This window comes from Mycobacterium sp. NGS66, from assembly GCF_059812225.1.
Window position 1 is genome coordinate 78,352 of record NZ_JCALCG010000011.1, and the last position, 26,470, is coordinate 104,821.

Consider the following 26,470-nt stretch of genomic DNA (forward strand, 5'->3'; position numbering starts at 1 on the left):
TTGGCTCACAATCAAAGCCGTTGGTTCACACGCAAAGTCAAGCGGCCCTTACTCCTTGATCGAGATGGCCTGCCGGGGGCACTGACGGACCGCATCGCGGATCAGCGATTCGTTCTCCGGCGTGACCTCCGGCTGCAGGACGTGCAGCATGTCCTCGTCGTCCAGCTGGAACACCTCCGGGATGATGCCCATGCACACCCCGTTGCTCTCGCACAGACCCCAGTCGACTTCGACTCTCATCGCAGCACCTTCACCGGTACATTCTGCCAGCCGGCGACGTTTTGCATCTGGACACGTTTGCAGCCGTCCCAGTCCACTTCGTAGCGAGGCATAAAGTCGAGCAGCTTTTCCAGCGCGATCGCGGCCTCCATGCGAGCCAGCGCGGCGCCCAGGCAGCTGTGAATCCCGTAGCCGAATCCCATGTTCTGCGCCTCGGACCGATCGCGGTCAATGTCGAACTTGTCGGGATCGGTCCACGCCGCCGGGTCGCGGTTGGCCGCGCCGTTGATCAGGAACACCGGTTTACCGGCCGGGATCGTGACGCCGTGCAGGTGGACGTCTTTCATCGAGCGGCGAACCTGGTATTGGGAGGGCGCCTCGTAGCGCAACAACTCTTCGACGGCGGCCGGAATCTTGCTGCGGTCGTCGAGCAGCTTCTGCCACTGTTCGGGAAAGCGCGCGAACACCACGGGCGCATTACCGACCAGCTTGGTCACGGTCTCGGCGCCCGCGCCACCCAATAGCGTGGCGAATCCAGTGATTTCGAGATCGTCAAGCTTGGTCTTCTGCCCGTCCTCGCGCTCGATCTCGGCTTCGATCAGCCTGGTGAACAGGTCATCGCGCGGCTCCTCGCGGCGTTGCTTCACCAGGTCGTAGTACAGCATCGCGTTGTTGATGTTGGCCTGCATGCCCTCTTCGCCGACTTCGACTTGGCCTGGCTCGCGCGTCAGCGACACGTCGATCCAGTGACGCACCTGCTGCGCATGCTCCTCCGGCACGCCGAGCATCGTGGTGATCACTTCGACGGGGAACGGACCGGAGAAGTCCTGCACCACGTCGAACCTGTCGGGATCGGCCGCGTTGAGATATTTGTCGATCTTCTCGACGACCATCTGGCGCTGTGACTGGATGGCGCGCGGCGTGAAGACCTTGTTGAGCAGACTGCGCATGTGGCGATGGTCGGGCGGGTCCATGAAGATGATCGCCGACGGCGGCTTTTCCCCGGACCGGACCATCGAAAGGTCGATGCCGTACGACGACGAATACGTCTCGAAGTCCTTGAGGCCCGCCGCCACATCCTCGTGCCGGGTCAGCGCGTAGAAGTCGTATTCCTCGCTGTAGTAGACCGGCGCTTCTTCTTGCATTCGCCGGTAGGTATCCCAGGCCCCATTGAAAAACTCCTGGGAGAACGGATCGAAGACGACCTTCGATTTGGTCATTGCACACTCCTTGCAAACGAGTTGCCGGCCATTACAGCGGAATGCCTGACTGTAACGCTAACGGTAGTGCTTTCGTGGCGCGACGCAAAGGCGCACATGCTGCCAAATCCGCTGAATCCGGCCCGCATCATCCCGCCTCCTCGCTCACCGAGGGTGCTGCTGCCACGCACTCGTCCGCGAAGGCAAAGACCCTGCGGTGGTAGTCGGCGGCACTGTGACCCAGGCTGATGTTGTGTCCCGCGTCGGGCTGTCTGTTGACCGTGAACCGCGGCGAGCCGGAGAACAGTTCGGTAATCTCAGCCATCGCTGAATCGTCTGTCTGCCAAACCCTTTCGTGCTCGGCAACGCTGAATTGCACCGGCACTTGCACGGCGGGCGCAAGCGACGGGAAGGTTTGCCGCGCCCAGTCGGACACCATCTGGTCCTCGTAGGCCGGGGCGCTCGGCGAGATGGTGGCCCCGTTGAGCACCTCCGATGGATACAGCCGCTCAGGCTGCCACAGCAGGTCATACAGGCCCGCCGGCTTACGTTCCCTCGTTGCCGTCTTCAACATCTCGCGGGCCACCGGATGGTAATGGCGGCCGGTGCCCGCCAATTCGATACCGAGCAGATCGGCGCCGCGTTCGTCGGCGGCCATCCGCATCGTCAGTTCGCATCCACCCGAATGGCCCATGAGGAAAAGCCCCGAGCCGCGCGGCCGCTGCCCGATGATGCGATCCACCGCCCCATACGCCAGGTTGATTCGCTGCTCGGGTGCGGCCATCGCGTCGGGATAGGGAGCGGAGCTGCCGTAACCCGGCCGGTCCAGGGCGATCACGGTGAAGCCGGCGGCAGCGCCGGTGCGCAGCAATGACAGCGATGGATGGCCGGGGCAATCGAAATAGATTGCGGTAGTGCCGCCGCCGTGGATGGCAACGATCACCGCTTTGGGGTCGGGGGCCTCGGCGACTATCGCCGACATCGGTACGCCGTCGACGATCACGATCCTGGGGCGAACGATCATGCGCCGCTCCTCCTCATCGCTTCGTCCCCCTCGCCGCTGCGCCGCTGGGGGCGCCCCCACTGCATCGTCGCCGGCGCGGCGCGCTCATGTGTCCGTCCTCAGCAGAAGCACCCCGCTGGGAGTGAGTCCGCCGCTGCTGACCACGCCGACGCGTGCATCGGCAACCTGACGTTCGCCCGCCTCGCCGCGCAACTGGGTGACCGCTTCGTGCAGCAGGCCCATGCCGTGGGTTCGGCCGTGCGACAGCTGGCCTCCATGAGTGTTGAGCGGCAGCAGGCCGTCACGGGCGATGTTCTTGCCGCCGTCCAGGAATTCGCGGGCCTCACCGATGCCGCAAAACCCCAGCGCCTCGATCCAGGACAGGCAGTTCATGGTGAACCCGTCGTAGAGCTCGGCGACGTCGACGTCGGCCGGCCGCAGTGAGGTCCGCGTCCAGACGTGTGCGGCCTGACCCAGTACCTGCGGTTCGTGCGTCAAAGTGCTTTGGTCCCAGTCGATCCGCTCGATGATCTGTGTTCCCACGGCTTCCACCAGGACGGGAGGCTTGGCCAGGTCGCGGGCGGCATCGACGGCGGAGACGACGACGGCGATGGCCCCGTCGCAGGGCACGTCGCAGTCGTAGAGACCGAAGGGCGTGGTGATGGGACGCGCGCTCAGGTAGTCGTCCATCGTCATCGGCGAGCGGTAGACAGCGGTGGGGTTGAGTTCTGCGTTGGCGCGCTGGTTCAGCGCGATCCAGCCCAGCGTCTCCTTGGTGGTGCCGTAACGGTGGAAGTGCCGCTGCGCGTTGAGGGCCAGCGTGTGCGCCGCGGACGTGGCGCCGAACGGCCACTGCCAGCTGTCGGTTCGGCCCATCGACGGAATGATCTTGCCCTGCTTCATCAGCTCGTTGAAGGTGGCTTCCCACAATGTGCGGAAGCACAGCACGTGACGGGCCAGCCCGCTGGCGATCGCGAGCATGGCGGCGATCACCGACCCGCCCGGGCCGAACGTCTCGATGCCGCCGTTGTGCCAGGCTGGCCGGATGCCGAGAGCGGCTTCCAGCGCGGTCACCCCACCCTCGCCGAACCCGCCGAGATTGCCCCCGCCCGGATAGGTCGACAAACCGTCGATGTCGTCGAGCGTCAGCCCAGCGTCGGCGACGGCCGCCTCGCATGCATCGACAGTCAGCGACAGGGGCGACACCATCAGCCGGCGACCGATTTGCGACATGCCGATCCCGGTGAGGGCGACCTTGTCCTCGAACTTCTCCGTGGTCAGCATGGGCCGGACGTATTCGCCGAAGCACTCCGGCGCAATCTCGTCGTCGGGCAGGGGACTGGTCGCGCTGTCTGTCGCGGGTTTGAAGAGCGGCAGCCACACATCCTCGATCTGCTCGAAGACGACTTCGACTTGTTGACCGAGCTCGAGCTGATCGGGATCGCACTCGACGATGTTGGTGGTCAGCCGAACCCGCGGATCCTCGGCGATCGCCACCTGCGCGATGACGTAGGGCGCGGGCATCCCGGGCAGGCTGAAGCGGTGGTTGACGGTGAAGCCGGCCAATGTCGCCTTGCCCGAAACGGCCCGCACGCCGATGTCGCGCGAGCGACAGTAGCGGCACACCGGCGCGGGCGGATGGATCAGCGCCTGGCACGCCTGGCATTCCTGTAGCCGGAGCTTGCCGTCGGCGCCCGCCTTCCAGAAGAACTCGTTTTGCTCGGTGAGCTGGGGCAGCGGGCGTCCCGGTGCTGCTGACACGTCACCTCCGGTGGTAGGCGCATTGTACGAATTGGAGAATTACGTTATCACTTCCGAGCAGGGACGATCTAGGTCCGTTGTGCTGTGCCCCGCCACACGAACTGGCGCTCACAAGATCCGGCACTGCGTTGCTGGCTATCAGCACTAGCATCACTTGCTAGCGTCCAACCGATGGTCCGGATGATCACTTTGCGGCTTTCAGACAGCGCCTACGAGGCTGTGAAGCGCTACGCCGACGCAGATCAGCAGTCGATGAATTCTTGGATCGAGAAACTTCTCGATGTCGAGGACATGAGGCGCCGCTGCGCGGCACACGACCAGTGGATGCGAGCGCACCCCGATGCAACCGCGTTCAGCGAGGCGTGGGCGGATCGCAATCTCGACGAGCTAGCGAAACGTTGACCATTTGGTGTGGGTCTGGGTGAGAATGACTGGGCTGCACCGGGACTGGTCACTAGTCTCCGGAAGGCCAGACTGAGCGCATATCGCCGTCGGATCGGCGTCCAGGCAATTACCGACGTGAATAACATGCTCTTCAAAGTCCGTGCGACGCCGGATCGATAGCAGAGTTCGTGTTGGTCCGAATGCGATCGGCGCGGAGCACCTCGGACGCTCACTGCATTCGGGAAGGGATCCAGGTGTCCACCTGTGGCAGTCAAGGCGTGACGACGAAGCGCCCGCCTCGAAGTGGCCGCAGCACTTCGAAATGTCGACGGTCGAGCGTCACAATTGTCCGCGTTCGGTAGCGATCCGCTAGCACGACATTGGATGCGTCCGTGACCCCGATGCGCTGGTCACGGTACTTTTCGATGATCGAGGCCGCCTGCTCCAAGTCGGCCGCACCAAATGTGGCCAGTTCCCACGCGCCGCTACTGAGTTCTCGCAGTCCCGCAAGCTCCGCATCGATCCCAACGCGAGTGGCGACGAGATAGTCGAGTTCCGCCACGACGAACGGCGATACCACCAACTGTTCCTTGTTTCTTTCGATGACGCGTGACACCGCTGCGTGGTCTGGCTCGTGAGCGTCGAAATATGCGAGCAGGGCGCTGGTGTCGATGATCACCGCTCGCCGAAGCCTTGCAGCAGCTCGTCGATGCGCCGAGCTATGGGCTCCGATCCCGAGTACAGGCCACCCCTTGGGGGAGGCTTCGCACTACCTACACCCGCACGGATCGATTCGCGGATGACTTCAGCTTCGGACACACCGCGCTGGCGGGCTGCAATCTTCACAGCTTCCTTGAGGTCACCCGGCAAGTAGATCGTCGTCTTCTCCATCGCCGTGTATGGTACCACCGGTAGTGCCATATAACTGCGGTGAAGACGGTCTCCTTTTCATCTGACGAATCTGACACGTCACCTCCGGAAGCGAGCTGTAGTGGTATCGCCCCCGAGCAGGTACTATTCAGGCCAGATCGCTCGTACGCGAGCCAGTGTGCGGCGGCCTCGGGCTGTGCTTCAGCGCTACACTAAGTCACTGTGACGACCAAGAACATCACGCTCTCGATGCCCGAGGAGTTAGTACGCCGCGCGAAGGTGCTGGCGGCCCAGCGTGATATGTCAGTGTCGAGTCTGGTTGCTCGATTGCTCGAGCAACTTGTCGGCGACGTGCGCGACTACGACGAGGCATGGGAGCTCGAGCGTCAGAAGATGAGCGCGGGCCTGCTGGAGGTCGGACCGATCACCTGGACCCGCGACGAGATTCACGAACGCTGACCGTGGAGTTCGTGGACGCGAACATCCTGCTCTATGCATACGATGTGGCGGCCGGCGAAAAGCACGAAGTGGCCAGCGCGCTTGTCGATCGCCTCTGGCGTGAACGCCGTGGAGCATGCAGCGTGCAGGTTCTGCAGGAGTTCTACGTCAATGCGACGCGCAAGATCGCAAAGACGATGGATCCCGACGTCGCGGTCGACACGCTCAAGAACCTGGTGCGATGGCGCGTCCACTCCCCGTTGCCCGACGACGTCATCGCCGCAGCGACTTTGTCGAGTCGTCACCGGCTTTCGTTCTGGGACGCCATGATTGTCCGCAGTGCCGCCGAATTACGTTGTGACACTTTATGGACGGAAAATCTCAACGACGGTCAGGTTATCGAGGCGTACGTGTAGCAAATCCGTTCGCGCACAGATGAGTCGAATTCGCAGAGAGAGAGAGAGAGGCTCTCGCTGACTTCGAAAGCCGAGCTGCCATGTTTGACGTGGTGTTGATAGTCAGTGCGGCTGAGACATGAGGTGGAGTTCTTCGAACCGGGCCAGGGCCGAGTCGCGCTGGTTGGGATCGAAGGTCTCGAAACGTGTCACGCGCTTGCCGTCGAGGAGCATGAGCACGACGAATGGGATCTCGATCGCGACGCCATCGGTCGACGCGCCTTTCACGACCAAGTGCGCGATCAGACCCGTCGCCGAATGCGTGAGGACATTGGATAGTTCGACCCACAAGTCGGGTACGAGCGACGCCATCGTCCTGATCGATGACATGTGGCCGGTGATCGTTTGCAGGTCTGGACTGGACAGCTGCCGATGGCTGACGTAAGCGGCGTCAGCGATGAGTGTGGCGAGCGCATCCCAGTCATGACGGTTGGTCACCTCGGTCAACCGCTGCACCGACTTGATGATCTCGGGGTGTGCGACCTCATCGGATGCAATCCAGCGATCCGCCAGTTCGGCGAACGCGTCATTCATGTCCTCGGGATCGAAGTTCACGGTGTAGCACAGCAGATCGTCGTCGCCGACTTGCGTCACGTGCAAGACCTCGGCGACTACGGGCCGCTCGTCGAAATCGGTGTCACGCCAACGGGTTCAGATTAGCGCGAGGCGAGATCCTCTGATCGCGATGGGCTCCACCTCGACCCGCCAGCTGCCGGGTACCGTCTCGATCATGGCGCGCACGGCCTTACGCCGCGCTGGACCTTCGAGTTCATCTAGCAGGCCTTTTCGTCGGTCCTGATATAGACCCCCTGCACTGCTGAGCGCGAAAAGACCGTCCAGGTCACGGCGGTTCGCCGCGTCGGCTACGCGCTCAGGTTTGGGCTGCGGCGTTCTCAAGTGGCGGCACTTGCCCGTTGAGCTCGTCGAACCTTGCGAGCGCGGCGTTGAGGTCTGCTTCGTCGAACATCTCGCAGCGGCTGATCAGGTCGCCTTCGACCGTGAAGAGGTCGACCATCCGCCACTCGACATCAAGGCCTTCTTTCGAAATCCCTTTCAGGGTCTGTGTGACGACGGCTCCGATTTCGCTCAGCCGATGCACACTCTCGGCGACGAAGCGGACATTCGGCATGAGATCCCACGTGGCACGGATGTTCGCGGTCAACTCACTCGCGTCGTTCGTTAGGAGCGGGCGATGATCGACGTAAACCGAATCTGATGTAGCCGAGGGGAATTCGTGCCGGTTGAACCCGGCATAGGTCCTCGCGATGATCGACCATGTGTGTGCGTGGGCGGCTGCTTCGCCGGCAATGTATCGGGCATCGAGTTCCTCGAACGCGGCGTCGATGTCGTCAAGGTCGAATAGGGCTGCAGCGGTGAGCCGGTCGTCGGCGTCGACCTCAACAACGCCGATCATTTCGGGGCCAGTCTCTCCGGGTTCAAAGCCACGGGCCGAGGACCAAACACGAATGAGAGCGAGGCGTTGCCCGCGAGTCGCGAGGACGGTAGACGCAATGTCCTCGAACCCGACCTCGGCGACCGCTAGATAATTCGCGATATGTGCGTCACGACCGCGTAGGACACCGGCGTTGACAACCCGACGGTGATCATGGGTAGAAAAGTCGTCGGACATTGTCTCGGCCATCGCAGTCCAATCTCGGGCCGCGAAGCACGCCCACTCACGCGTTACCGCTTGGCTTGCGGCATTCTCCAGCCGCTGCGCCTGCGGTTGCAGTTCGTCGAACCTTGCGATTGCGGCGTCGAGGTCTGCCTCGTCGAATACTTCGCAGCGGTTGATCCGGTCGCCCTCGACAGTGAGAACAAAGATCATTCGCCACTCGGCGGCGAAACCTTCTGGCGAGGTCCCATGCGCCGTGTAGGTGGCGACCGCTCCGAAACCGCTGAGCCGATGCACCGCCTCGATGCGGATGCTGAAGTCTGGCGTGACATCAAAAGTGCGCACGGCTGCTTGCGGGTCAGCCGCGTCGATTATCGCGAGCGGCCTGTGGTCGATGGTGATGAAGTCCGCAATGGTGTGCTCGCGCCGGTTGAATGCGGCGCATTCCCTTGCGATTACCGACCACGTGCGCGAGTGGGCCGCCGCTTCGCCCGCGAGGTAGCGAGCGTCGAGTTGTTCATAGGCGGCGTCGATGTCGTCAAGGTCGAATATCACACCCGCGACGATCCGCTCGTCGGCATCGATCTCGACGACGCCGAGCATCTCCGCGCCGACCTCGCCGCCCGGGCCGCGGTTGAAGGAACGGAGATGAGCGAGGGCGACGCGCTCCCCGCGGGTCGCGATGATGCTCGAAGATGTTGTCTCTGCGCCGATCTCAACGGCGGCTCGATTGTCTGCGATGTGCACGTCTCGGCCACGTCGAACCCCTGCGTTCACGACATGACGGCGATCGTCCACGACAATGTCGTCGGCCAGTAGCTCCGACATGGCAGGCCAGTCCCGGGTCGTGAAGCATGACTGGTATCGCTCGAATATTCGGCCTGCTGCGTTTTCCAGCCGTGGCGCCTGCGGCTGCAGTTCTTCGAAGCGGGCGAGGGCCGTGTCGAGGTCTGCCTCGTCGAATAGCTCGACGCGCTTGATCCGGTCGCCCTCGAACATCAATATGTCGATCGGCCGCCACTCTACGTCGGAGCCCTCCTCTGAGGTCCCGCGAGCCACAACGCTCACGACTGCCCCGAGGTTATCCAGTCGGTGCACAGCCTCGACATACATGCGGACTTGGGGTGTGAGGTCCAATGCGGCGCGGAGCAATGCTGCCCCGTCAATCGCCTCGGTCGAGATGAGTGGTCGATGATCGATGTAAACCGAATTCGAAGTCATCGTGGGAAGTTCGTGCCGGTTGATCGTGGCGAACGTCCCGGCAATCGCCGACCAGGTCTGCGCGTGCGGGGCCGCTTCGCCGGCAATGTATCGCGCATCAAGCTCGGCGAACGCGGCCTCGAAGTCGTCGGGGTCGAATGAAATCATCGCCACCATCCGTACGTCAGCGTCGATCTCGACCATGCCGAGCGCCTCGGCGCCGACCTCGTCGGTCATGCCGCGGTTGAAGATACGGACCCGCGCGAGGGCAAGGCGCTCCCCGCGGGTCGCGATGATGCTGGCAGAAAAGGTGGGGTCGCTGACGTCGACGGTGGCTTGCATATCCGCGATATGCACTTCTCGGCCACGTCGAACCCCTGCATTCACGACCCGGCGGCGATCGTCCGTGACAATCTCGTCGGCCAGTAGCTCCGCCATGGCGGCCCAATCGCGAGCCGTGAAGCACGCTTGATACCGCTCGATGATCTTGCCCGCCTCGTTCTCTAATCGCGGTGCCTGCGGGTGCAATTCATCAAAGCGGGCGAGCGCGGCGTCAACGGCTTCGTCGTCGAATACTTCGCAGCGGGTGATGAGGTCATGTTCGACCGTGAAAACGTCGACCACGCGCCACTCGGCGTCAAATTCCTCTTGCGAGGTCCCCTGCAGGACCTGGGTCACGACGGCTCCGTATTCGCTCAGGCGATGCACAGCCTCGAGGTGGAATCTGACTTGTGGAGCAAGGCCCCAAGTGGCACGAAGAGATGCGGCAATATCAACCTCCTCGGTCCGTACGACCGGTCGATGATCGATATAAACCGAATCCGATGTCGTCGAGGGGTATTCGTGCCGGTTTACTGCGGCCTGGGCCCGCGCGATGACTGACCACGTGTGCGCGTGGGCGGCCGCCTCGCCGGCAATGTATCGGGCCTCCAGCTCTTCGAATGCGGCGTCGATTTGGTTGAGGTCAAACGTCACGACCGCTGAGAACCGATCGTTGGCGTCGACTTCTACTATCTGCAGCGCATCAGTGAACTGGAATGACTCGGGTAGCGCGTCACTGCCCACTTGCACCCGCCTCAGGACGAGGCGGTCCCCGCGGGTGGCAATGACGGTCGACGAAAGTTTCTCGGCCGCGATACCGGCGATGGCTTGCATGTTCGCGATTTCGGCATCCCGACCGAGTCGCACACCGGCGTTGATCACCCGCCGACGATCGTCATCCAATACGTCCTCGGCCATCATTTCGGCCATGGCGTCCCAGTCGCGGGCCTCAAAGCAGATGTGGAACCGCTCGACTGCTCGGCTTGCCGCGTTTTCCAGCCGCGGGCCCGGCCGGTTGAGCTCAGCGAAGCGGGTAAGTGCGGCCTCGAGGTCTGCCTCGTCGAACAATTCGCAACGGCTGATCAGATCGCCGTCGAACACGAAGAGCAAGATGTCGCGCCACTCGGCCTCAAAGCCCTCTTGCGAGGTGCCACGCGCGGTGTGGGAGACAACCACTCCAAGGTTGTTCAGGCGATGGACAGCCTCGATGTAGACATCGAGGTCCGGCGCGTCGTCAAACCAGTCGTGGACATATGCGGTTAGCTCGCCGGGCGCAAACCCTGCTCCGTGCCGATGGTCAATATTCGCGCAATCCGGTGTCATTGCTGGGAGTTGGCGCCTGTTGGTCGCGGCGTAGGCGCCCATAATGAGCGACCACGTGTGTGCGTGGGCGGACGCTTCGCCGGCAAGGTAGCGCTTCTCGAGTTCCGCGAAAGCGGCGTCGACGTCATCGGGGTCGAATGCAACGTGGGCTGCCATCCGCTCGTCGGCATCGGCCTCCACAACGCTGAGGAAGTCGATACGGAATGCCCCGGATTGTTGGCCGCGGCCGACGATCGACGACCGACATAGCGCGAGGTGCTCGCCGCGGGTCGCGATGAGGGTCGACGTAATTCTTTCGCCGCCGATCTCTGCCACGGCTTGACTGTTGGTGATTTGGATGTGTCGACCGCGTGTGATGCCGGCATTCACGATGTGTCGACGATCATCATCGATCATGTTCTGCGCCAGCGAATTTGCCAGCGCGTCCCAATCGCGGGCGGCGAAGTATGTCGTATAGCGATCGACGAGTCGGCTTGCGGCGTTTTCCAATCGCGGTGACGGTCGATTGAGCTGTTCGAATCGCGCGATCGCCGCGTCGAGGTCCGCCTCGTCGAACAACTCGCAACGGCTGAGCAGATCGCCGTCGAACATGAAGAGCCCGATCTCGCGCCATTCGGCTTCAAAACCGTTCTGCGAATTGCCATGTGCTCTTTGGGTAACGACCACTCCAAGGCTGCTCAGGCGATGGACAGCCTCGATGTAGACGTTGATGTCCGGCGAGTCGGCAAATATGTCGTGAACGAATGCGGTCATCTCGCCAGGCGCGAACGCTGCACCGCGTCGATGGTCGATGTTCACCCAATCCGGTTTCAGCTCAGGGAGTTCCTGTCTGTTGATGGCGGCGAAGGCGCCGGTGACGAGTGACCACGTGCGCGCGTATGGTGCCGCCTCGCCGGCGAGGTAGCGTGCGTCGAGTTCGGCGATGGCAGCCTCGAAGTCGCTGGGGTCAAACACGACCCGCGCAACAATACGGTTTTTGGCATCGACTTCGACGATGCCAAGAACCTCGCTGTGGAACGCATCGGGCGCTTGCTCGGCGCCTAAGAAGCGGGTACGGCCCAGGAACAGACGCTCTCCCCGGACTGCGATGACGGTGGACGTCATGTTCCTAACTCCGACGTCAGCCCACGCCCGCATATTGTCGAGATCGGCATCTCGACCCACTTGGACCCCTGCACCCACCACGCGACGACGATCGTCACTCGAAAAGTCTTCAGCCGTCATCTCGGCCATCGCATCCCAGTCGCGCGCCGCGAAGTACGCGAGAAATCGGTCACTAATTTGGCTTGCCCTATTTTGCAGTTGCGGCGCCGGTCGGCTGAGCTCATCGAACCGTGCGATCGCGGTGTCGGCGTCCTGTTCGTCGAAAACCTCAGTCCGGTTGATCATTTCGCCTTCGACGGTGAACATCCCGATCCCGCGCCACTCGGCCGTCAGGCCCTCTTGCGAAGTCTCATGCGCTGCGTAAGTGATGACTGCGCCCAAGTCGTCCAGTCGGTGCACGGCCTCGACATAAGATTGGTTGTCTTGGTTCGGATCCGGGGCCGCTCCAATGTATTCGATCAGGTCGCCGGGTCCCATCGCGGTCTCCCGCCGGTGATCGACATTGACCCAGTCGGGCGAAATCGCTGGCTGCTCATGTCGGTTGATCGCTGCATAGCTTCCAGCGATTACCGACCAGGTGTGCGCGTGGGCCGCCGCTTCACCCGCGACGTAGCGGGCGTCGAGTTCGGCTATGGCGCCGCCGAAGTCGTCGGGATCAAAGGTTAGCCAGGCAGCGATCCGGTCCTCGGCGTCTAGCTGGACGAGCCACAGGAGATCGACTCGGAACCCCTCGGGGTCTTGATCGCGGCGCGATAGTCGTGAACGGATGAGGACGAGCCGCTCGCCACGGGTGGCAATGACGTCTGACGTCGCATGGGTGACGCCAAGATCAGCGGCTAGTCGGAAATCTTTGACCTCAGCGTCGCGGTCCTGCCGGGTGCCGGCGTTGACCACTCGACGGCGATCTTCGGATGACATGTCATCGGCCAAGTTGTCACGCAACGCATCCCAGTTGCGGGCTACAAAGCAGTCCAGGAAGTGCTCAATTACTTGGCTTGCCGCGTTTTCCAGCCGCCGCACTTGCGGGCGCAACTCCTCGAAGCGGGCAAGGGCGGCGTCTACGTCGTCCTCTTCGTAGACTTCCAACCGCGTCTCGCCCCGGCCGGCGTAAAGGAGAAGCACACGGGGCCACTGCAATTCGTTTCCATGGACATCGGTGCCTTCGATGACGAATTTGGCAACGATGCCGTGGGCGTCGAGCGCGTATACCGCAGCTGTCCGATAGCGCGCGTCGGGCACGAGCGCCCACAATTCCTCGACCGCGCGACCGAAATCCCCAGGCGCGAAACCGATATGTCGGTGATCGGTGTACACAAGGTCGGCAATCCTCCGTCCAGGTTCGTGACGGTTGAGTTCGCCGAGCGTTTCCATTCCGATTTGCCAGACTCTTGCGTAGGGCGCTGCCTCGCCGGCTAGGTACCGCGCTTCCAGCTCCTCGTAAGCGGCGTCGTCATCATCCAGGTCAAACGCGATCATCGCCACGATCAACCCGCCATCGACCTCGGTGATCGCCAGCGTTTCAGTGCCGAAATCGTCGCGACCGTGGAACGTTACATGACTGAGGCACAGACGATTGCCTCTCAGGGCGAGCGGCTTCGCCGAGATATTCATGATGCCCAAGTCGGCAATCGCGCGAAGGTTAGCAACTTCCGTGGCGGGGTCGCTGCTTTCTCGCCGGAGTCCTCGCCGCCGGTCATCGAGCCGAACGTCGTCGGCGAACAGCGCGCCGATCTCGTCCCAGCGGCTGGTGGTAAACAGCTCGCCGATCCGATCGTTGATCCGACTCGCCGCGTTTTCGATCTGTGGGGCACTTGATCGCTGTGCCTCCAATCGCGCGTGCGTGGCCTCGAGTTCGGCCATCGCGGCATCGATGTCGTCGATGTCGAAAAACACTTGCAGCGCGATACGACCGTCTTCGTCGAGGCCCAATAGCTCGAGCATCTCATCACGCGGCGCGGTGGGGCTGACGTCTGAAGTGGCTATCTCTAATCGGCTTAGAGCAAGTCGTTCGCCGCGCACGGCGACGACCGCGTGACGATGACGCATCGGACCGACTTTGCGGCCACGTCGTCCCATGCGCGTCCATTCACTAGCCGAAAGTTCGACCCGCGGGTAGCCGACTATCTTCCGGCGGTTCTCGTGCGAAATGAGGGGGGCGATGAGCTGCTCGACCTCATCCCACGCCTCGCGGTCGACGGCGGAGTCGAGGCGCCCAATTGCTTGCGCACACACATTGTCCGGCTGGACCAGCTCCCGCGATTCAGGCGGCGCCGGGACTGTCGGCCGCTCGGCACCCAGGATGTCGCGCGCCATCTCGGCAAGCGCCGCAGCGCCTTTGCGCTCGTACAGACCGACCGCGCGCTCCGCAGCGGCTCGCGCACCGGCGACGTCCCCGGCAGCTCTCAAAACCGTTGCCAGCGAGGCACATGCGTCGCCGTGATCAACCAGCAGGTCGGTGCGCTCGGCAAGGGCGACCGCAGCTTCGGCGGTCCGCCGGGCTCCTTCGTGATCATCGCCGCGCGACAGCAGATGCGCTCGCAGGCTCCGCCACGCGATCGACGGCTTCAGCGCGTGCCCAGCGAGACGCTCACTCTCCCTGCACAATTCGTCAGCCTCGGCTACGCGGTCGAGCGCGAGACAGGTGCGACCCAGCAGCGCGGCGGTCTCCGCCGTGTCGCCGTCCAGGCCCATCCGACGAAAACCGTTGTAGGCCTGACGAAGATGCGGCTCGGCCGCGGCCGGGTCTCCGACGACCAGCTCGACAATGCCGGCGAAGTGCTGGACCTCGAGAAAGGCATGGCGCAGACCGAGTTCGGTGACCGTGCGCCGGGCCGACTCGATCATCCGCCGGGCCGCCTCAGCGCGTCCGCGAAACGCCTCCAGGACCGCCTGGCACCGCGTGGACGTCGCCTCGACCGCGGGGGAGTCCGTCGTGATTCGCAGCAGCCGCACCACATCCAGGCACCGCCCGCCCGCCCGCGGAACCGGGTTTGGTCCCCACAGCGCCGCGAGTGGCGCACCCGCCAAGACCGCGTTGGCGCGGCGGTGCTCGCGCGCGCGTCGCGCCGCGGTGAGGGCGTCGTCCAAAGCGATTTCGCAATCGCCGATCCTTCCGAGGCGCGTGAGGCAGCCGGCACGGACGGTGTGCGCCATGGCTTCTCCGGCCGGGTCGTCCAGCTCGGCCAGCTTGCTCGCGGCCGCGCCCACCGAGGCCTCCACCTCGTCGAGCCGTTCAGGATGGATCAACATCGAGAGTTGTCCGTCGAAGCACGTCGCCCACGCCGCGAGACGGGCCGAATCACGCGTCGCATCTTGCAGTTGGGCCACCGCGCCTGCCGCTGAAGTGACGTCACCCGCCGCTAACAGCGCCTCGCAGCGGGCGATTACCAGCGCGGCGACCTGGTCGTCACGGTCGGGCAGCTCGTCGTCGATTTCCTCAAGCGCGTGCAGCGCCCGGTCGTAGAGGTCGGCGGCGCCTTCGTAGGCCAGCCGTGCCATCGCCTGGTCCGCCGCGCGCCGGCAGTACTCGACGGCCTTGGCTGCGTTCCCGGCCCACGCGCATTCGAAGTAGTGATAAGCCAGTTCGGCCAGCAACTCATCGTCGGCGCCGGGCTCGGTCTCCAGCGTCGCGGCAATGCGCTGGTGCAACCGCAGCCGCCGCACAGACGGCAGTTCGGCAAGCAGCGACTGCCGGACGAGGGCGTGGTTGAACCGATAATGACCGCTGGATTCTTCGATGATGATGCCGGCCTTGCACGCCTCGTCGAAGGCGTCGACCAGGTCGTCCCCGACCACGCGCTCGACCAGTTCCAATCCGAACCGGCTGCCGACGACCGCGGCTGCCGCGAGAGCTTTGTTCGTCTCCGCCGGAAGCCGGGTCAGTCGGCGGGTCACGGCCTCACGAACCCCTTGCGGGAGGGTGCTTGGATCCCAATGGCCACCGCTTTCGTCGACGTGGCGCAGTGCCTCGATGAGGAAGAAGGGGTTGCCGCCGGTGACCGACGCCAGCGCCCGCGCCAGCTCTTCGTCGTCGAAGCCCGCCTCCGCGACATATGCGGTCACGTCATCCTCATCCAGGCCACCGAGGGCAATGCGCTCGGCGGTGCCGTCGCGATGCAGGTCGGCGAGCATGGCTGCGAGGGGGTGCGAGCGGTCCAGGTCGGTGCTGCGATACGTGCCGACGATCTGCACGCGGTGATGCTCGCCGAAGCGCAGTAGGTGGCGCAGTAGCAGCAGCGTGGGTTTGGCCGCCCAGTGCAGGTCATCGAGAATCAGCACGACGGGCGCGCTGGCAGAGGCGATTCCCAACAGCGCGACGACGGCGTCGAAAAGTGCGTAGCGTTCGGTGTCCGGGTCCGCGCGGGTCGGCGCGGCTAGATCAGGTAGCACATCGGTCAGCCCAGGAACCAGCGCCAGCAGTGCTTCCGCGCCGCGCAGCCCCCGAAGCCGATTGGCACCAAGGCATGGCACCAGCGAACGCAACGCTTCGGCGAACGGCTGGTACGGCGCACCGAGGTCCTCGTCACAACGGCCGTAAATCACCAGGGCGCCTTGGTCATAGGCCCGCCGGGACCATTCGCCGGCCAGGCGCGTCTTGCCGACACCCGGTTCGCCGGCGATCAGCACCGCGTTCGTGCCACCGGCAAGCGCGCGCTGCCACGCGGAAAATAGTCCCTCGAGCTCACGACCGCGCCCGACGAACGTTCCCGGGCCGCCGAGTACTGCGGGAAGCTCGGGACGGTCGATGGGCGTATCGGTGGTCGGCGCCGTCGCGCTGACTTCGGCAGCGGCGAGCCGAAGTTCGAAAACATGCTCCGGCCGCGCGAGATTTTTCAGCTGGCGCATCCCGAGGTCGGCGAGCTCGACGTCATCGGGGAGTGAGTCGATGACCAGCTCGGCGGTAGCACCCGAGCACAGGATCTGGCCACCCTCGGCAAGCGAGCGTAGGCGCGCGGCGCGGTTGACCGCCCGACCGAAGTAGTCGCCGTCGCGCAGCTCGACCTCCCCGGTGTGTAGGGCCACGCGGATGCGCATGGGCTCGCGCAACGCCCATGGCTCTTGGCCGATCGCTTCTTGCAACTCGATAGCCGCGGCGGCAGCCGTCGATGGCCGCTCGAAGACCGAGAACGTGGCATCGCCTTCGCCGCGCGTCTTGATCAACCGACCACCACGCGACGTGACGACCTGTTCGACGAGCTCGTCATGTCGTGCCAGCGCCGCGGCCATGGCCTCGGCGTCTGCCTCCCAGGCCGCTGTCGAACCTTCAATGTCGGTCAGCAGGAAGGTCACCGGCCGAGTCAGCGTCGAAGGCTGTTGTGCCGCAGGGATTTCCAGCGCGGTGTCCTGGGCGACGACCGCGGCCTCGAGCCGGCGTAGGTCCGGTCCAGGGTCGACGCCCAGCTCATCGGCGAGTAGCGTCCGGGCCCTTTGGTAAGCGCCAAGGGCTTCGCCCTGCCTGCCGGCGCGGTAGAGCGCGAGCATCAGCTGGCCCCAACGCCGCTCGCGCATGGGCGCGTCGGCCACCGCGGCTTCCAGCTCGCCGATGATTTCCGCGGCGCGCCCCGTCAACAGGAGCGCGTCAGCACGATCCTCCACTAGCGCGGCATGGCTCTCGATCCACTGTGTCTTTTCCGAGGCTCCCCGCCGGGTGTCGGGCAGTTCGGGGATTCCGCGCCAAAGGGCGAGCGCTTCCTCGAAGCGGGCCACCGCTTGGCCGATGTCGCCGGCAGCCGCGGCAGCGCGCCCGAGTCGGGCGGCCGCTTTGTAGCGTGAGGCGTCGACGTCGCTGTCGGCGAGGGTCCAACCCGCGCCCTCCGTCAAGACAAAGCCGTCGCCGAGGGTCCGACGCAGCGAGGAGATGTGGGTCTGCAGGGCTTTGGCGGCTGTGCGCGGCTGATCCTCACCCCAGAGCAACTCGACGAGGGTGTCGGCCGAGACAACCGAACCGGCGCGCAACCCGAGCATCGTGAGGATGGCACGAGGTTTGGCGCCCGGAATACTGACGGGTTCGCCGTCCTGCCGGACCTGGAGAGGTCCCAAAACCCCCAGTTCCACCCATGGAAGCGTACTCACATTGACAATCGTCGGCGCTGGAATTCAATGCCTGGTCAAGATCGAGTAAAGACGCCTCGGGGCGCTGGCTGGCTAACTTTCGGCTGCCCGTATAGCTGGTGAGTCCCAAACGTCAGCTTTGTAACGGAGCCCTAGAATAAGCCTCATGCTGCTGTTTGACCGGGCTTTTAAGAAGCTCATCAAGCAGGGCGAGCTGAGTGTTTACGACGCGGACGGCAAAGCTCTCGGAAGAGCAACTCAAGATCGCGCGCGAGCGGGCCGAGCCGGCGTGGCTAGTCCGAGATCATCGCCATGTATGACGACCACTTCTATCGCATGTGGGAGTTCTACCTGGCGGGCGCGATGGTCGGTTTCTTCAACCGCGCGATGGTGAACTACCAGGCCCAATAGATCCGCGACCGCCGCGCATTGCCGATCACGCGCGACTATATTGCCGAGGCGGAGGCGCGGCTGAAGGCCTGACTCGCATCTCCGTGCTGAGGCACATCAGCCACATCAGTCTCTCCACGACTCGACCACTGATTCCGCAAGTTGATATCGCCGGCGATATCGAATTGCGGAGGGCAATATGGCCTGCTTTTCTGGTGCCTAAATGGCAGGCGTGACCCGGTCGATTACCGGGTGAATCCCCACTGGGCTTCGTTCGATTCGGTATGCACGTGCGCCGCTGGATCGTCCTCGTCGTGCAGTTCCGGGTGCGGCACGCTCGGTCTGCGATCACCGATCTCAGTGATGGCGTGCACCGGACAGTCCAGTAGCGCCCGCATCACGTCATCGTGGTCTTCGTCGGCGACGACGCCATCCCCGGTCAGCGACGCGTATCCCCAGTCGTCGAGCGAGAAATACCCAGGCGCATGCTTGGCGCACAGTCCGAAGCCGTCGCACACAGTGCGGTCCAAACGGATTTTCATGGTTGCCTCCAAGCCTCAGCCTGGTAGGGACGGTCGGCGCGGAATGGCTGGTTGCGGCAGTCCGGACAATCACCGTCGAGATGGACCGCCACCTCCCGCGGGAACTGGTCCAGCAAGCTCGCTGCCACGTTGCAGGCGGCGTCCAAAGTCGCGCAGGCGCCGCGGCCGCGCAGCACCACCGACCAGCGGCGCAACCGGTCGAGGTCCTCGGTGGTGGCGACGCCATCGCGCAGCGCCGCGCCGACCGCGGCCATCGCCGCCGTTCCGTTGAAACAGGATCCGCATTGCCCGGCGTTTTCGCGGTCGAAGTAGGCCAGCACCGAGGCCGCGACGGCAACCGGGCAGTCGTCGGTGATCAGCGAGATAGCCCCACAGCCCAGGCCGCTGCCGAGGCCCCGCATCGTCTCATGGTCCAAACGGGTACCCAGCACTGTCCGATTGAGCAGTCCGGCGAAATAACCACCCATCAGCGCGCCCCGCAGCTGATCGGCCGAAACTCCATGCAGCGCAAGCAGTTCAGTGAACGGTATGCCATGGGGAAGTTCGTAGAGAACCGGTGACCGATCCGCGCCGGTGATGGTCGCCAGAAACGTACCCGGCGAACCCGACGTGCCCGCTGAGCGGAACGCTGCCGAGCCGTGGCGTTGCAGGAAGGGCAGATTGGCCAGGGTTTCGACATTGCTCACCAAAGTAGGGCGCTCCCCGACACCCTCTTCATACGGGCGCGGTGGCTTGTCCGTCGGCTTGGCCGGGCCGCCGTTGATGGCGCGGACCGCTGCGGTTTCCTCGCCGGCGACGTAGCCGGGCGTCACCGTCCACAGCTGCACTGTGACGGAGCCGAGTATGCCGGGGTCTAACTCGCTTAGCGCGGTTTCGACGCTGAGTGCCGACTCCTGGTCCGACACATAGACGTAGGCGCGGTCGGCGGCCACGATTGCCGCGGCCAGCCGCAGCCCGTCCAGCACTAGATGCGGGCGGTTGCGCAGCAACCATCGGTCCTTGATCGAAGCCGGTTCGCCCTCTTCGCCATTGGCGACGACGACCGTGCCGCCTGCCGACTGCCCGTTGTCGCGCACCGAACGCAATTTGACCGCTAGCGGAAACGCGGCACCGCCGCGGCCGAGTAGGCCGCCGGCCTCGACTTCGCTCAGCAGTGCATCTGCGTCAGCCAACGGCTGGTAGCCGCCTTGTTCCCGGTATGTCGCGTAGTCCTCCACGCCGGGCACCAAGAGCCGGGGCGCACAACCCGGCCCGGAAACCGTCGTGATCGTTGCTTGTGTCTTCATGATTCAGGCCGCCGTCGCTCCAGTTAGGCTATCCCGCATGCGGACCGCGGTGATACGGGTCAACGTCGACCCGGGCGGTGTGCTCACGCCAGAGCAGTTACGCAACGGCACGGCGGAGCTCCGTGAGCTGGTGGCCGAGTTCGGCGCGGAAATGGTGGAAAACGATCTCGCGGCGATGCCGGACAGCCGCCGCGAGGTCATGCTGCTGATCGGCAGCGACGATGTCGACACCACCAAGAAGGCTGCAACTGACCTGTGCGCCAAAGCATTTGGAACTCTGCCGAAGACGGGCACAGTGACCTTCATCAGCAGGGGAACCGACGACGATGCCCACGGGGTGCTGTCCGGGTTCGGACTCACCGGCGAAATCGACCGCCAGCCGGGCGACGAGGGTTTCGACGTCGTCTATGTGACGTTGCGCGAAGAAGACCTCGAACGCATCCCGGAAAGCCGGATTCATACGGCGCTGGAGGCAACGTTGAACTGCGAGGTCCATATTCGTACCCGGTGAATACATCACGTGCCCAGGAATTCCAGGATCGGGGGCGCCGCCAGCACCCAGGTGTCAAACATGTTGAAGTGCTTCACCCTGCCGGCCGCGCGGTCTTCGGACGCGCGCTCCCAGGCATCCTCCGGCCACGGCGGATCGATCAGCTTCGATCCCTTGATCAGGCAGCTGACTTCCAGCGATGTCCGTTTGGGATGATCCCAGTCGTTTTCGCCGCCGCGGATGATCAGCGTCGGAACCTTGATGCGGTCGAACATTTCGTCGTCGACACCGGGGATGGTCTGTCCCGGCTTGGACACGAACGCGTTGAGCCAGCGCAGCATCACCTTGAGAAACTCGTCCTTGTCGAAGTCGAGGAACCGCTGCTTGTTGGCCGGGTTCTCCTCGATGCGCTCGCGCCACTCCGCGACCTTCATCACGCCCTCCATCCCGGTGCCGCGGGCGGCGAGAATGCTTGGCACGACGTAAAACGAACCCAGCACGAAGGTGCCGTAAATGCCGCCGACGATGTTCCACACCACCAGCTTGCTGACCATTTCGGGGTACAGCATGGTGGTCAGCATGGAATCCCTTGCGCCGCCGGAACCCCCGGCCAGGATGCAGCGATCGAAGCCCAGTCCCGTGACCAGCTTGTGCAGGGTTTCGGCACGCATATGCGATTCGCTTTGGCCATAGAACTGGACATCGGAGGCGCCACAGTTCGGCCGGTCCCACAGCAGCACGCGATAGCCGCCGTCGACCAGCGCCTCGGCCAGCGGGCGCAAGCCGTGGATTTCCTTGCTGAACCGGCCACCTGGCGTCAGGGCGATGAGTTCGCCTGAGTCACCGAGGATTTCGTAGACGACGTTACCGCCGTTCACCTCGAGAGAAGCCACCCGATACTCCTGTCAGGCCATCACCAAGACGTCATTGCCGACAACGCGTACCGGATATGTCCGGATGCTCCACTCCGGCTTGACCGCCGTCGTGCCGGTTGCCAGCTCGAAACCCCATTGGTGCCAAGGACAATAGATGTACTCCAGGTCTCGTACCATGACCGCATCACCCGCCGCGGACTCGTCGACGATGGTGCGGCCCCGGGGCCGTCCCGAGCAGAGTGGGCCGCCCTGGTGCGGGCAGTAGTTCGCGATCGCGTAGAAGGTGCCGTTGACGTTGTAGACGCCGACACCGTGCCGTCCGATTGGGACCAGTTTGTGTGTGCCCGGCGGGATCTCGTCCACTGTCGCCACTACATGCTCGCGGCCCTGTGCGAGGCGGGGCCGCTTGGTTTCTTCGGTCAATTCAGAGCACCCGGGTCTGACCCTCGAGGACCGGAACGGTCTCCGGGAGGTGATAGGTTGCAATGCCGTTCTTGTACATGATGGCTTCGCGGGCGCCCTTGGGAAGGTGCTTCACCAGCCAGCGCGGGTCGTCGAAAGTCCAGTGCGGGTAGTCCGATGAGTACAGCAGGATCTTGTCGCACTCCATCCATTCCAGCGCGCGAGTCAGCTCGGTCTTGTCCTCCGGGTAGTCCAGCGGCTGGGTGGTGAACTTGATGTGGTCCTTGACGTAATCGGACGGCTTGCGTTTGATTTCCATTCGCGACTTGCGGGCTTCGTAGATCGCGTCCATCCGCCACATCAGCGGCAGGATCCAGGTAAAAGCGTGCTCCACGAACACGATTCGCAGCGTCGGGAAGCGGTCGAAGACACCGTCGAAAATCAGGCTCATCACCTGGTTCGCGGCCAGCAGCGAGTAGGTGACCATGAAGTCGTGGTTGTAGCTGGGGTAGCCGACCGGCGGTGTCGGGAGCATCTCGTAATTGCTGCGCGATAGGTGACAGCTCACGGTGATGTCGTGTTTGGTGGCGGCCGCCCAGATCGGGTTGTACATCGGGTGACCCCAGGACGGTCGCGGCTCGGCCTTGATCAGGATCTGCGCCATGTAGGGGTGCCCGGCCCATTCCTCGATCTCGCGGGCGGCGCCTTTGGGATCTTCGACCGCGGCGCAGATCGACCCGCGCCAGCGCTGGTGCCAGTTGTTGTGGCTGTCGAGCCAATGATTGGCCTGCCAGTGGTTGAGTGCGGTCGAATACGCCTGGTGCGCCTCGGGTAGGCGCGGAGTGCGGCCGCCGGGCTCCAGGATTGCGATGTCGGAGCCGGCTTCCATGATCAGCTGGCGAAACGCCATATCCGGGTCGCTGCCGGGGAATTCGCCATCGGGCGGGAAGGTGTCGACGCGCATCGCAAAGCTGTGCGCGTAGTCCGGGGCGTCGTAGTAGATGAGCTCGCCGACCTTGTGGTCCAAGAAGAACTTGCTGCGCCACGGCTCCGGGATGTACTGCGTGATCTCGCCGCGCTTGGGCACCGGGTGGACATCGGAGTCGACACATCGAACGGCGATGCGCTCCGCGGCGGGTATCCGTTCCTGCGTTTGGGTCAGGGTCATCGTGATCTCCCTTGCTTTCTGTCCATTTTGCGACTACCCGCGTGCCAGGTCGACCGCTATGTCGATCCCGTACAGGTTTGCCGCGTTGCGCCAGCACACCTTCTCGCGCTGCTCGGCGGACAGCGCTTTGGGCAGCTTGCGGACATCGCCGCACTGCCAGTGCGGGTAGCTGGACCCGAACATCACCATGTCGTCCTTGCCGGTGAAGCCGAACCATTCACCGGCGAATTCCACGTCGCCGGGCCCGTCGAGGCTGCCCTGCACGAAATAGACGTGGCCGGGCAGGTAGTCGCTGGGCATCCGGGGTGCCCACGGTGTCTGCTCGAGATGTGGGCGCCCGAAGGTGTCCATCCGCCAGATGAACGGCGTCAGGAAGTCGGCGGCACCGTCGGCCCAGACGAACTTCAGCGTGGGGAACCGCTCGAACACGCCCTCGGCGATCATGTTCATCAGGTGGTAGATGTAGTTCAGCGCCATGAAGCTGACGTATTGCTCGTAGGTTCGGGTGTGCCCGGACGGCGTTGGTGGAAACCCGATGCCTTCACCGGACTCGATGTGCACCGCGACCGGAAGGTTCGCGGCGGCGGCAGCCTCCCATAGCGGCCAGAATTGTGGTTTGCCGTAAAGCTCCCGGGACTGTAGCGGGACGCCGACCTGGACCACGCGTGGGTGCGCACGCCATTTCTCGATTTCCCGCACTGCGCCGGCGATGTCGTCGGGATTTACCCGGATGGTGCCGCGGAATCTCTCCCCGAACTCGTCGTGTTCCAGCCAGCGCGACACCATCATCTCGTTGTGTGCGGCGTGCAAGGCGCTGCCGAGATGGCGGTCCGGCATGATGCCGCGGCCCATCGGATGCAAGACCGCCGCGTCGACGCCGCGATTCGAAAACAGTTCGTTCGCAACGAATTCGGGGTCCGAGCCGGGATAGCGCCGGTCCGGCCCCTCGGTGTACGGCGCGTACTCACTGCCGGGCGCGCCGTACCAGTCCATCTCGTAGTCGGGGAAACCACGGCTCTTGAACGGCTCGCGCAGGAAGGATCGCAGATCCTTGTTGGACGGAAAGAAGATGTGCACGCTTGCATCGATCACCGGCGTGCGTATTCCGTCAGCGTGTTCGATCACGAACGCCACCCTCCGGCTTCGCTGGACAAAGGAAGCCCGTCACGAGCAGATGATAGCCAACCTAACATTTTTTCAAGCGGTTGATCAATGGACTTCCGGTAAGCATTTCGGTTAATCATCGGTGCTGGTAAACGGTCATATTCTAGGGCTGGCGTAAGGGCCATTCTTCGGAGAGTATAATACCATTCTCACTGGTGTGGGCGAGTGCCCGGTGCGCCTCGATCGGATTAGCTGTCGGGCTGTGCAGGCGTTGCGCCCGCTCGGCCGACCGTGACGCCGGCCGCTTTCTCCAGCGGCTTGATCACGGATGTGAAGTCCGAATCGGGGCCTTGGTCGCGGACCGTGGACTCCCAGATCCGGCAGATCGATTCGGCGAGATCAGCCGGCACGCCGAGCGCCCTGGCTTCGTCGAGATACAACCGCACGTCCTTGACCATCAACCCGGTGGCGAAGCCGTAATCGAAAGTCCGGGGCAGGATCGCGCGGGGAAACTTGTCGCGGCTTGCGCTCGTCGCACCCGAGCCCGCATTGAGCACGTCGATCATCACGCCGGGATCCAGTCCGGCCTTGACGCCCATCACGACGACCTCTGCCGTCGCGACCAAGACGTTGGCCGCCAGCATGTTGTTGGCGAGCTTCATCGTCTGTGCGGAGCCAGGTGTGTCGCCGATATAAAACGGCCGGCCGATCGCCTCGACTACGGGTCGGATGACGTGGAAGTCGCTGAGCGGGCCGGACACCATTACCGCGAGCGTGCCCTTCTCGGCACCGCTGACGCCGCCGCTGACCGGACAGTCGAGTGCGACGATGTTCCGTTCGGCCAGCAGGTCGTGGATCTGCACCGCCATGTGACTGCCGACCGTCGACAAGTCCACATACCGCTTGATCCGGGCGCCTTCGATCACTCCGGTTGCCACCTCCAGCGACGCCGCCGGCGACGGCAAACTGGCCATGACGGTCACGACGCTGTCGGCGACCTCTCGAGGCGACGACGCCGCCCGTGCCCCGTGGGCCAGGATGCGTTGCAGCGCAGCGGCATTTGTGTCGTAGGCGACGACATTGTGGTTGTTTTCGATGAGCCGTCGCGCGATGGGAAAGCCCATGTTGCCCAGGCCGATAAACCCGATGTCCATGGCCGGTGCTAACTCTCGTCGAGCTCGGCGAAGGTCTGTTGCGCGATGCGAAAGCTGGCGACCGCGGCGGGCACGCCGGCGTAAATGGCGACCTGTAAGAAGATCTCGCGAATCTCGTCGCGGGTGACGCCGTTGGTCAGTGCAGCCTTGATATGGGTGCGCAATTCGTTGGGCCGGTTGAGGATCGGAATCATGGCCAGGTTGAGCATGCTGCGCGTCTTGCGCGGCAGCTGCTCACGTCCCCAGACCTCGCCCCAGCAGTACTGGGTGATCAGGTCTTGCAATGGCTTGGTGAAATCGTCCGCATCGGCCAGCGCCTTGTTGACGTATGCCTCACCCAACACCGCGGACCGCACTTCGAGTCCCCTGTCGTACGCTTCACGGTCCACCGGTCTGCTCCTTCGACGTCGCGCTGAGCCGGCAATTGCGGCCCATCAGAGCATATATACAAGCTCGTATACTTCCGAGTCGTGGTTCCGACAGCACGCCGCGGGCGGCCGACGCAGGCCGAAGCAAAGAAGTTACACCAAAAGCTGCGCAAGGCGGCCGCCGCGACGTTCGTCAAACACGGCTATGACGGCACCACCATGGAATCGATCGCAAGGGCCGCCGGCATCACGCGGCGGACGCTGTACGCGCGCTATCCCGACAAGCGCGCAGTTTTCGTCGATGTCATCCCCTGGGCGCTCACCCGCAGGACCGAGCCCGAATCGTGCGACGAACTCGACGACCTTGATCTGCGCGACGCCCTGGTCGCGATCGGGCGCGCCGGGCTAGCCCGCGCAATCGACCCAGACATCGTGCGTTTGACACGGATCGCGATGAACGAATCGGCCCGGTTTCCCGAGTTCGCCGTCAGCGCGCACTCGATGACCTGGTCGGGGCGTCACCGACAAGTCATGGACTTGCTTCGGCGACACCAGGAGTCGAGAACCATCGAGGTCGAGGATCTCGAGTTGACCGCCGGGCATTTCATCGCATTGATCGAGCACCTCCCCGCGCGGCTGGCTGATTACGGCATCTATCGCAGTCCGGAGGACGAGGAGCGCCACTTGCAGCATGCGGTCGATCTGTTTCTTCGCGGCGTTTTGCCCCGCGGGTGATCCGGCAACTCAG

The 26,470-nt window shown here is 63.8% G+C and carries 21 protein-coding genes and 1 pseudogene; 5 read left to right on the forward strand and 17 right to left on the reverse strand.

Annotated elements, in window-relative coordinates:
• Positions 1–48: 48 nt before the first annotated feature.
• The 5 genes and pseudogenes from AC5Y2L_RS19440 to AC5Y2L_RS19460 form a co-directional block, all read right to left on the reverse strand.
• A complete protein-coding gene (locus AC5Y2L_RS19440; protein ID WP_499937382.1) occupies positions 49–240 on the reverse strand; it encodes a ferredoxin in 192 nt (63 codons plus the stop codon).
• Positions 237–1,439, reverse strand: coding sequence for a cytochrome P450 (locus AC5Y2L_RS19445; RefSeq protein WP_499937380.1), 1,203 nt, complete (start codon positions 1,437–1,439; stop codon positions 237–239). Before AC5Y2L_RS19445 ends, AC5Y2L_RS19440 begins: the two co-directional genes overlap by 4 nt.
• 127 nt (positions 1,440–1,566) lie before the next feature.
• Positions 1,567–2,442, reverse strand: coding sequence for an alpha/beta hydrolase (locus tag AC5Y2L_RS19450; protein WP_499937500.1), 876 nt, complete (start codon positions 2,440–2,442; stop codon positions 1,567–1,569).
• Positions 2,440–2,520, reverse strand: a pseudogene (locus tag AC5Y2L_RS19455) (hypothetical protein); the annotation flags it as partial. The gene AC5Y2L_RS19450 and the pseudogene AC5Y2L_RS19455, both read right to left, overlap by 3 nt.
• A gap of 6 nt (positions 2,521–2,526) precedes the next feature.
• Positions 2,527–4,182 (reverse strand): thiolase C-terminal domain-containing protein, encoded by a 1,656-nt coding sequence (locus tag AC5Y2L_RS19460; protein ID WP_499944321.1) that lies wholly within the window; start codon positions 4,180–4,182, stop codon positions 2,527–2,529.
• Positions 4,183–4,353: 171 nt separating this feature from the next.
• Between AC5Y2L_RS19460 and AC5Y2L_RS19465 the strand changes: the two genes are divergently transcribed.
• Positions 4,354–4,584, forward strand: coding sequence for a hypothetical protein (locus tag AC5Y2L_RS19465; protein ID WP_499937378.1), 231 nt, complete (start codon positions 4,354–4,356; stop codon positions 4,582–4,584).
• Between the two features lie 253 nt (positions 4,585–4,837).
• Here AC5Y2L_RS19465 and AC5Y2L_RS19470 read toward each other — a convergent pair whose 3' ends face one another.
• Both AC5Y2L_RS19470 and AC5Y2L_RS19475 read right to left on the reverse strand, forming a co-directional pair.
• Positions 4,838–5,245, reverse strand: coding sequence for a PIN domain-containing protein (locus AC5Y2L_RS19470; protein WP_499937377.1), 408 nt, complete (start codon positions 5,243–5,245; stop codon positions 4,838–4,840).
• A complete protein-coding gene (locus AC5Y2L_RS19475) occupies positions 5,242–5,457 on the reverse strand; it encodes a ribbon-helix-helix domain-containing protein (protein WP_499937375.1) in 216 nt (71 codons plus the stop codon). The genes AC5Y2L_RS19470 and AC5Y2L_RS19475 overlap by 4 nt, the downstream gene beginning before the upstream one ends.
• A 201-nt stretch (positions 5,458–5,658) precedes the next feature.
• Between AC5Y2L_RS19475 and AC5Y2L_RS19480 the strand changes: the two genes are divergently transcribed.
• Positions 5,659–5,895 (forward strand): DUF6364 family protein, encoded by a 237-nt coding sequence (locus AC5Y2L_RS19480; RefSeq protein ID WP_082966671.1) that lies wholly within the window; start codon positions 5,659–5,661, stop codon positions 5,893–5,895.
• 2 nt (positions 5,896–5,897) lie between these two features.
• Positions 5,898–6,290, forward strand: coding sequence for a PIN domain-containing protein (locus AC5Y2L_RS19485; RefSeq protein ID WP_499944326.1), 393 nt, complete (start codon positions 5,898–5,900; stop codon positions 6,288–6,290).
• Between the two features lie 102 nt (positions 6,291–6,392).
• On the opposite strand, the gene AC5Y2L_RS19490 is transcribed toward AC5Y2L_RS19485, so the two are convergent.
• The 4 genes from AC5Y2L_RS19490 to AC5Y2L_RS19505 all read right to left on the reverse strand — a co-directional run bounded on the left by AC5Y2L_RS19490 (position 6,393) and on the right by AC5Y2L_RS19505 (position 20,161).
• Complete coding sequence (locus AC5Y2L_RS19490; protein ID WP_499937371.1) at positions 6,393–6,923, reverse strand: nuclear transport factor 2-like protein; 531 nt, start codon at positions 6,921–6,923, stop codon at positions 6,393–6,395.
• A gap of 277 nt (positions 6,924–7,200) precedes the next feature.
• The gene (locus AC5Y2L_RS19495) at positions 7,201–17,964 is read right to left on the reverse strand and encodes a BTAD domain-containing putative transcriptional regulator (RefSeq protein WP_499944328.1); all 10,764 of its coding nucleotides are present in this window, start codon (positions 17,962–17,964) and stop codon (positions 7,201–7,203) included.
• 614 nt (positions 17,965–18,578) lie between these two features.
• Positions 18,579–18,875, reverse strand: coding sequence for a ferredoxin (locus AC5Y2L_RS19500; protein WP_499937367.1), 297 nt, complete (start codon positions 18,873–18,875; stop codon positions 18,579–18,581).
• Entirely contained in the window at positions 18,872–20,161 is a 1,290-nt protein-coding gene (locus AC5Y2L_RS19505) for an NADH-ubiquinone oxidoreductase-F iron-sulfur binding region domain-containing protein (RefSeq protein ID WP_499937365.1), read from the reverse strand. Before AC5Y2L_RS19505 ends, AC5Y2L_RS19500 begins: the two co-directional genes overlap by 4 nt.
• A gap of 37 nt (positions 20,162–20,198) precedes the next feature.
• On the opposite strand from AC5Y2L_RS19505, the gene AC5Y2L_RS19510 reads away from it, so the two are divergent.
• Positions 20,199–20,672, forward strand: coding sequence for a hypothetical protein (locus tag AC5Y2L_RS19510; RefSeq protein ID WP_499937363.1), 474 nt, complete (start codon positions 20,199–20,201; stop codon positions 20,670–20,672).
• Positions 20,673–20,677: 5 nt separating this feature from the next.
• Here the strand turns inward: AC5Y2L_RS19510 and AC5Y2L_RS19515 are convergent, their stop codons facing one another.
• The 6 genes from AC5Y2L_RS19515 to AC5Y2L_RS19540 all read right to left on the reverse strand — a co-directional run bounded on the left by AC5Y2L_RS19515 (position 20,678) and on the right by AC5Y2L_RS19540 (position 25,743).
• Complete coding sequence (locus AC5Y2L_RS19515; protein WP_499937361.1) at positions 20,678–21,544, reverse strand: alpha/beta fold hydrolase; 867 nt, start codon at positions 21,542–21,544, stop codon at positions 20,678–20,680.
• A gap of 12 nt (positions 21,545–21,556) precedes the next feature.
• Positions 21,557–21,949 carry a Rieske (2Fe-2S) protein gene (locus AC5Y2L_RS19520; RefSeq protein WP_499937359.1) on the reverse strand — a complete coding sequence of 131 codons (393 nt, stop codon included), beginning with the start codon at positions 21,947–21,949 and terminating at the stop codon, positions 21,557–21,559.
• A 1-nt stretch (position 21,950) separates the two neighbouring features.
• Positions 21,951–23,096, reverse strand: a complete 1,146-nt coding sequence (locus AC5Y2L_RS19525) for an amidohydrolase family protein (protein ID WP_499937357.1) — start codon at positions 23,094–23,096, stop codon at positions 21,951–21,953.
• Between the two features lie 33 nt (positions 23,097–23,129).
• On the reverse strand, positions 23,130–24,221 hold the full coding sequence (locus AC5Y2L_RS19530; protein ID WP_499937356.1) for an amidohydrolase family protein: 1,092 nt from the start codon (positions 24,219–24,221) through the stop codon (positions 23,130–23,132).
• Positions 24,222–24,448: 227 nt separating this feature from the next.
• Positions 24,449–25,354 (reverse strand): NAD(P)-dependent oxidoreductase, encoded by a 906-nt coding sequence (locus AC5Y2L_RS19535; protein WP_499937355.1) that lies wholly within the window; start codon positions 25,352–25,354, stop codon positions 24,449–24,451.
• Between the two features lie 8 nt (positions 25,355–25,362).
• Entirely contained in the window at positions 25,363–25,743 is a 381-nt protein-coding gene (locus tag AC5Y2L_RS19540) for a carboxymuconolactone decarboxylase family protein (protein ID WP_499937353.1), read from the reverse strand.
• 81 nt (positions 25,744–25,824) lie between these two features.
• On the opposite strand from AC5Y2L_RS19540, the gene AC5Y2L_RS19545 reads away from it, so the two are divergent.
• Complete coding sequence (locus AC5Y2L_RS19545; protein WP_499937352.1) at positions 25,825–26,457, forward strand: TetR/AcrR family transcriptional regulator; 633 nt, start codon at positions 25,825–25,827, stop codon at positions 26,455–26,457.
• Positions 26,458–26,470 lie beyond the last annotated feature (13 nt).

What these genes read in the sequence shown, in the direction of transcription:
- AC5Y2L_RS19440 (WP_499937382.1), bottom strand. Translation starts at nt 240, where the DNA reads ATGAGAGTCGAAGTCGACTGGGGTCTGTGCGAGAGCAACGGGGTGTGC.
- AC5Y2L_RS19445 (WP_499937380.1), bottom strand. Translation starts at nt 1,439, where the DNA reads ATGACCAAATCGAAGGTCGTCTTCGATCCGTTCTCCCAGGAGTTTTTC.
- AC5Y2L_RS19450 (WP_499937500.1), bottom strand. Translation starts at nt 2,442, where the DNA reads ATGATCGTTCGCCCCAGGATCGTGATCGTCGACGGCGTACCGATGTCG.
- AC5Y2L_RS19465 (WP_499937378.1), top strand. Translation starts at nt 4,354, where the DNA reads ATGGTCCGGATGATCACTTTGCGGCTTTCAGACAGCGCCTACGAGGCT.
- AC5Y2L_RS19475 (WP_499937375.1), bottom strand. Translation starts at nt 5,457, where the DNA reads ATGGAGAAGACGACGATCTACTTGCCGGGTGACCTCAAGGAAGCTGTG.
- AC5Y2L_RS19500 (WP_499937367.1), bottom strand. Translation starts at nt 18,875, where the DNA reads ATGAAAATCCGTTTGGACCGCACTGTGTGCGACGGCTTCGGACTGTGC.
- AC5Y2L_RS19505 (WP_499937365.1), bottom strand. Translation starts at nt 20,161, where the DNA reads ATGAAGACACAAGCAACGATCACGACGGTTTCCGGGCCGGGTTGTGCG.
- AC5Y2L_RS19510 (WP_499937363.1), top strand. Translation starts at nt 20,199, where the DNA reads ATGCGGACCGCGGTGATACGGGTCAACGTCGACCCGGGCGGTGTGCTC.
- AC5Y2L_RS19525 (WP_499937357.1), bottom strand. Translation starts at nt 23,096, where the DNA reads ATGACCCTGACCCAAACGCAGGAACGGATACCCGCCGCGGAGCGCATC.
- AC5Y2L_RS19535 (WP_499937355.1), bottom strand. Translation starts at nt 25,354, where the DNA reads ATGGACATCGGGTTTATCGGCCTGGGCAACATGGGCTTTCCCATCGCG.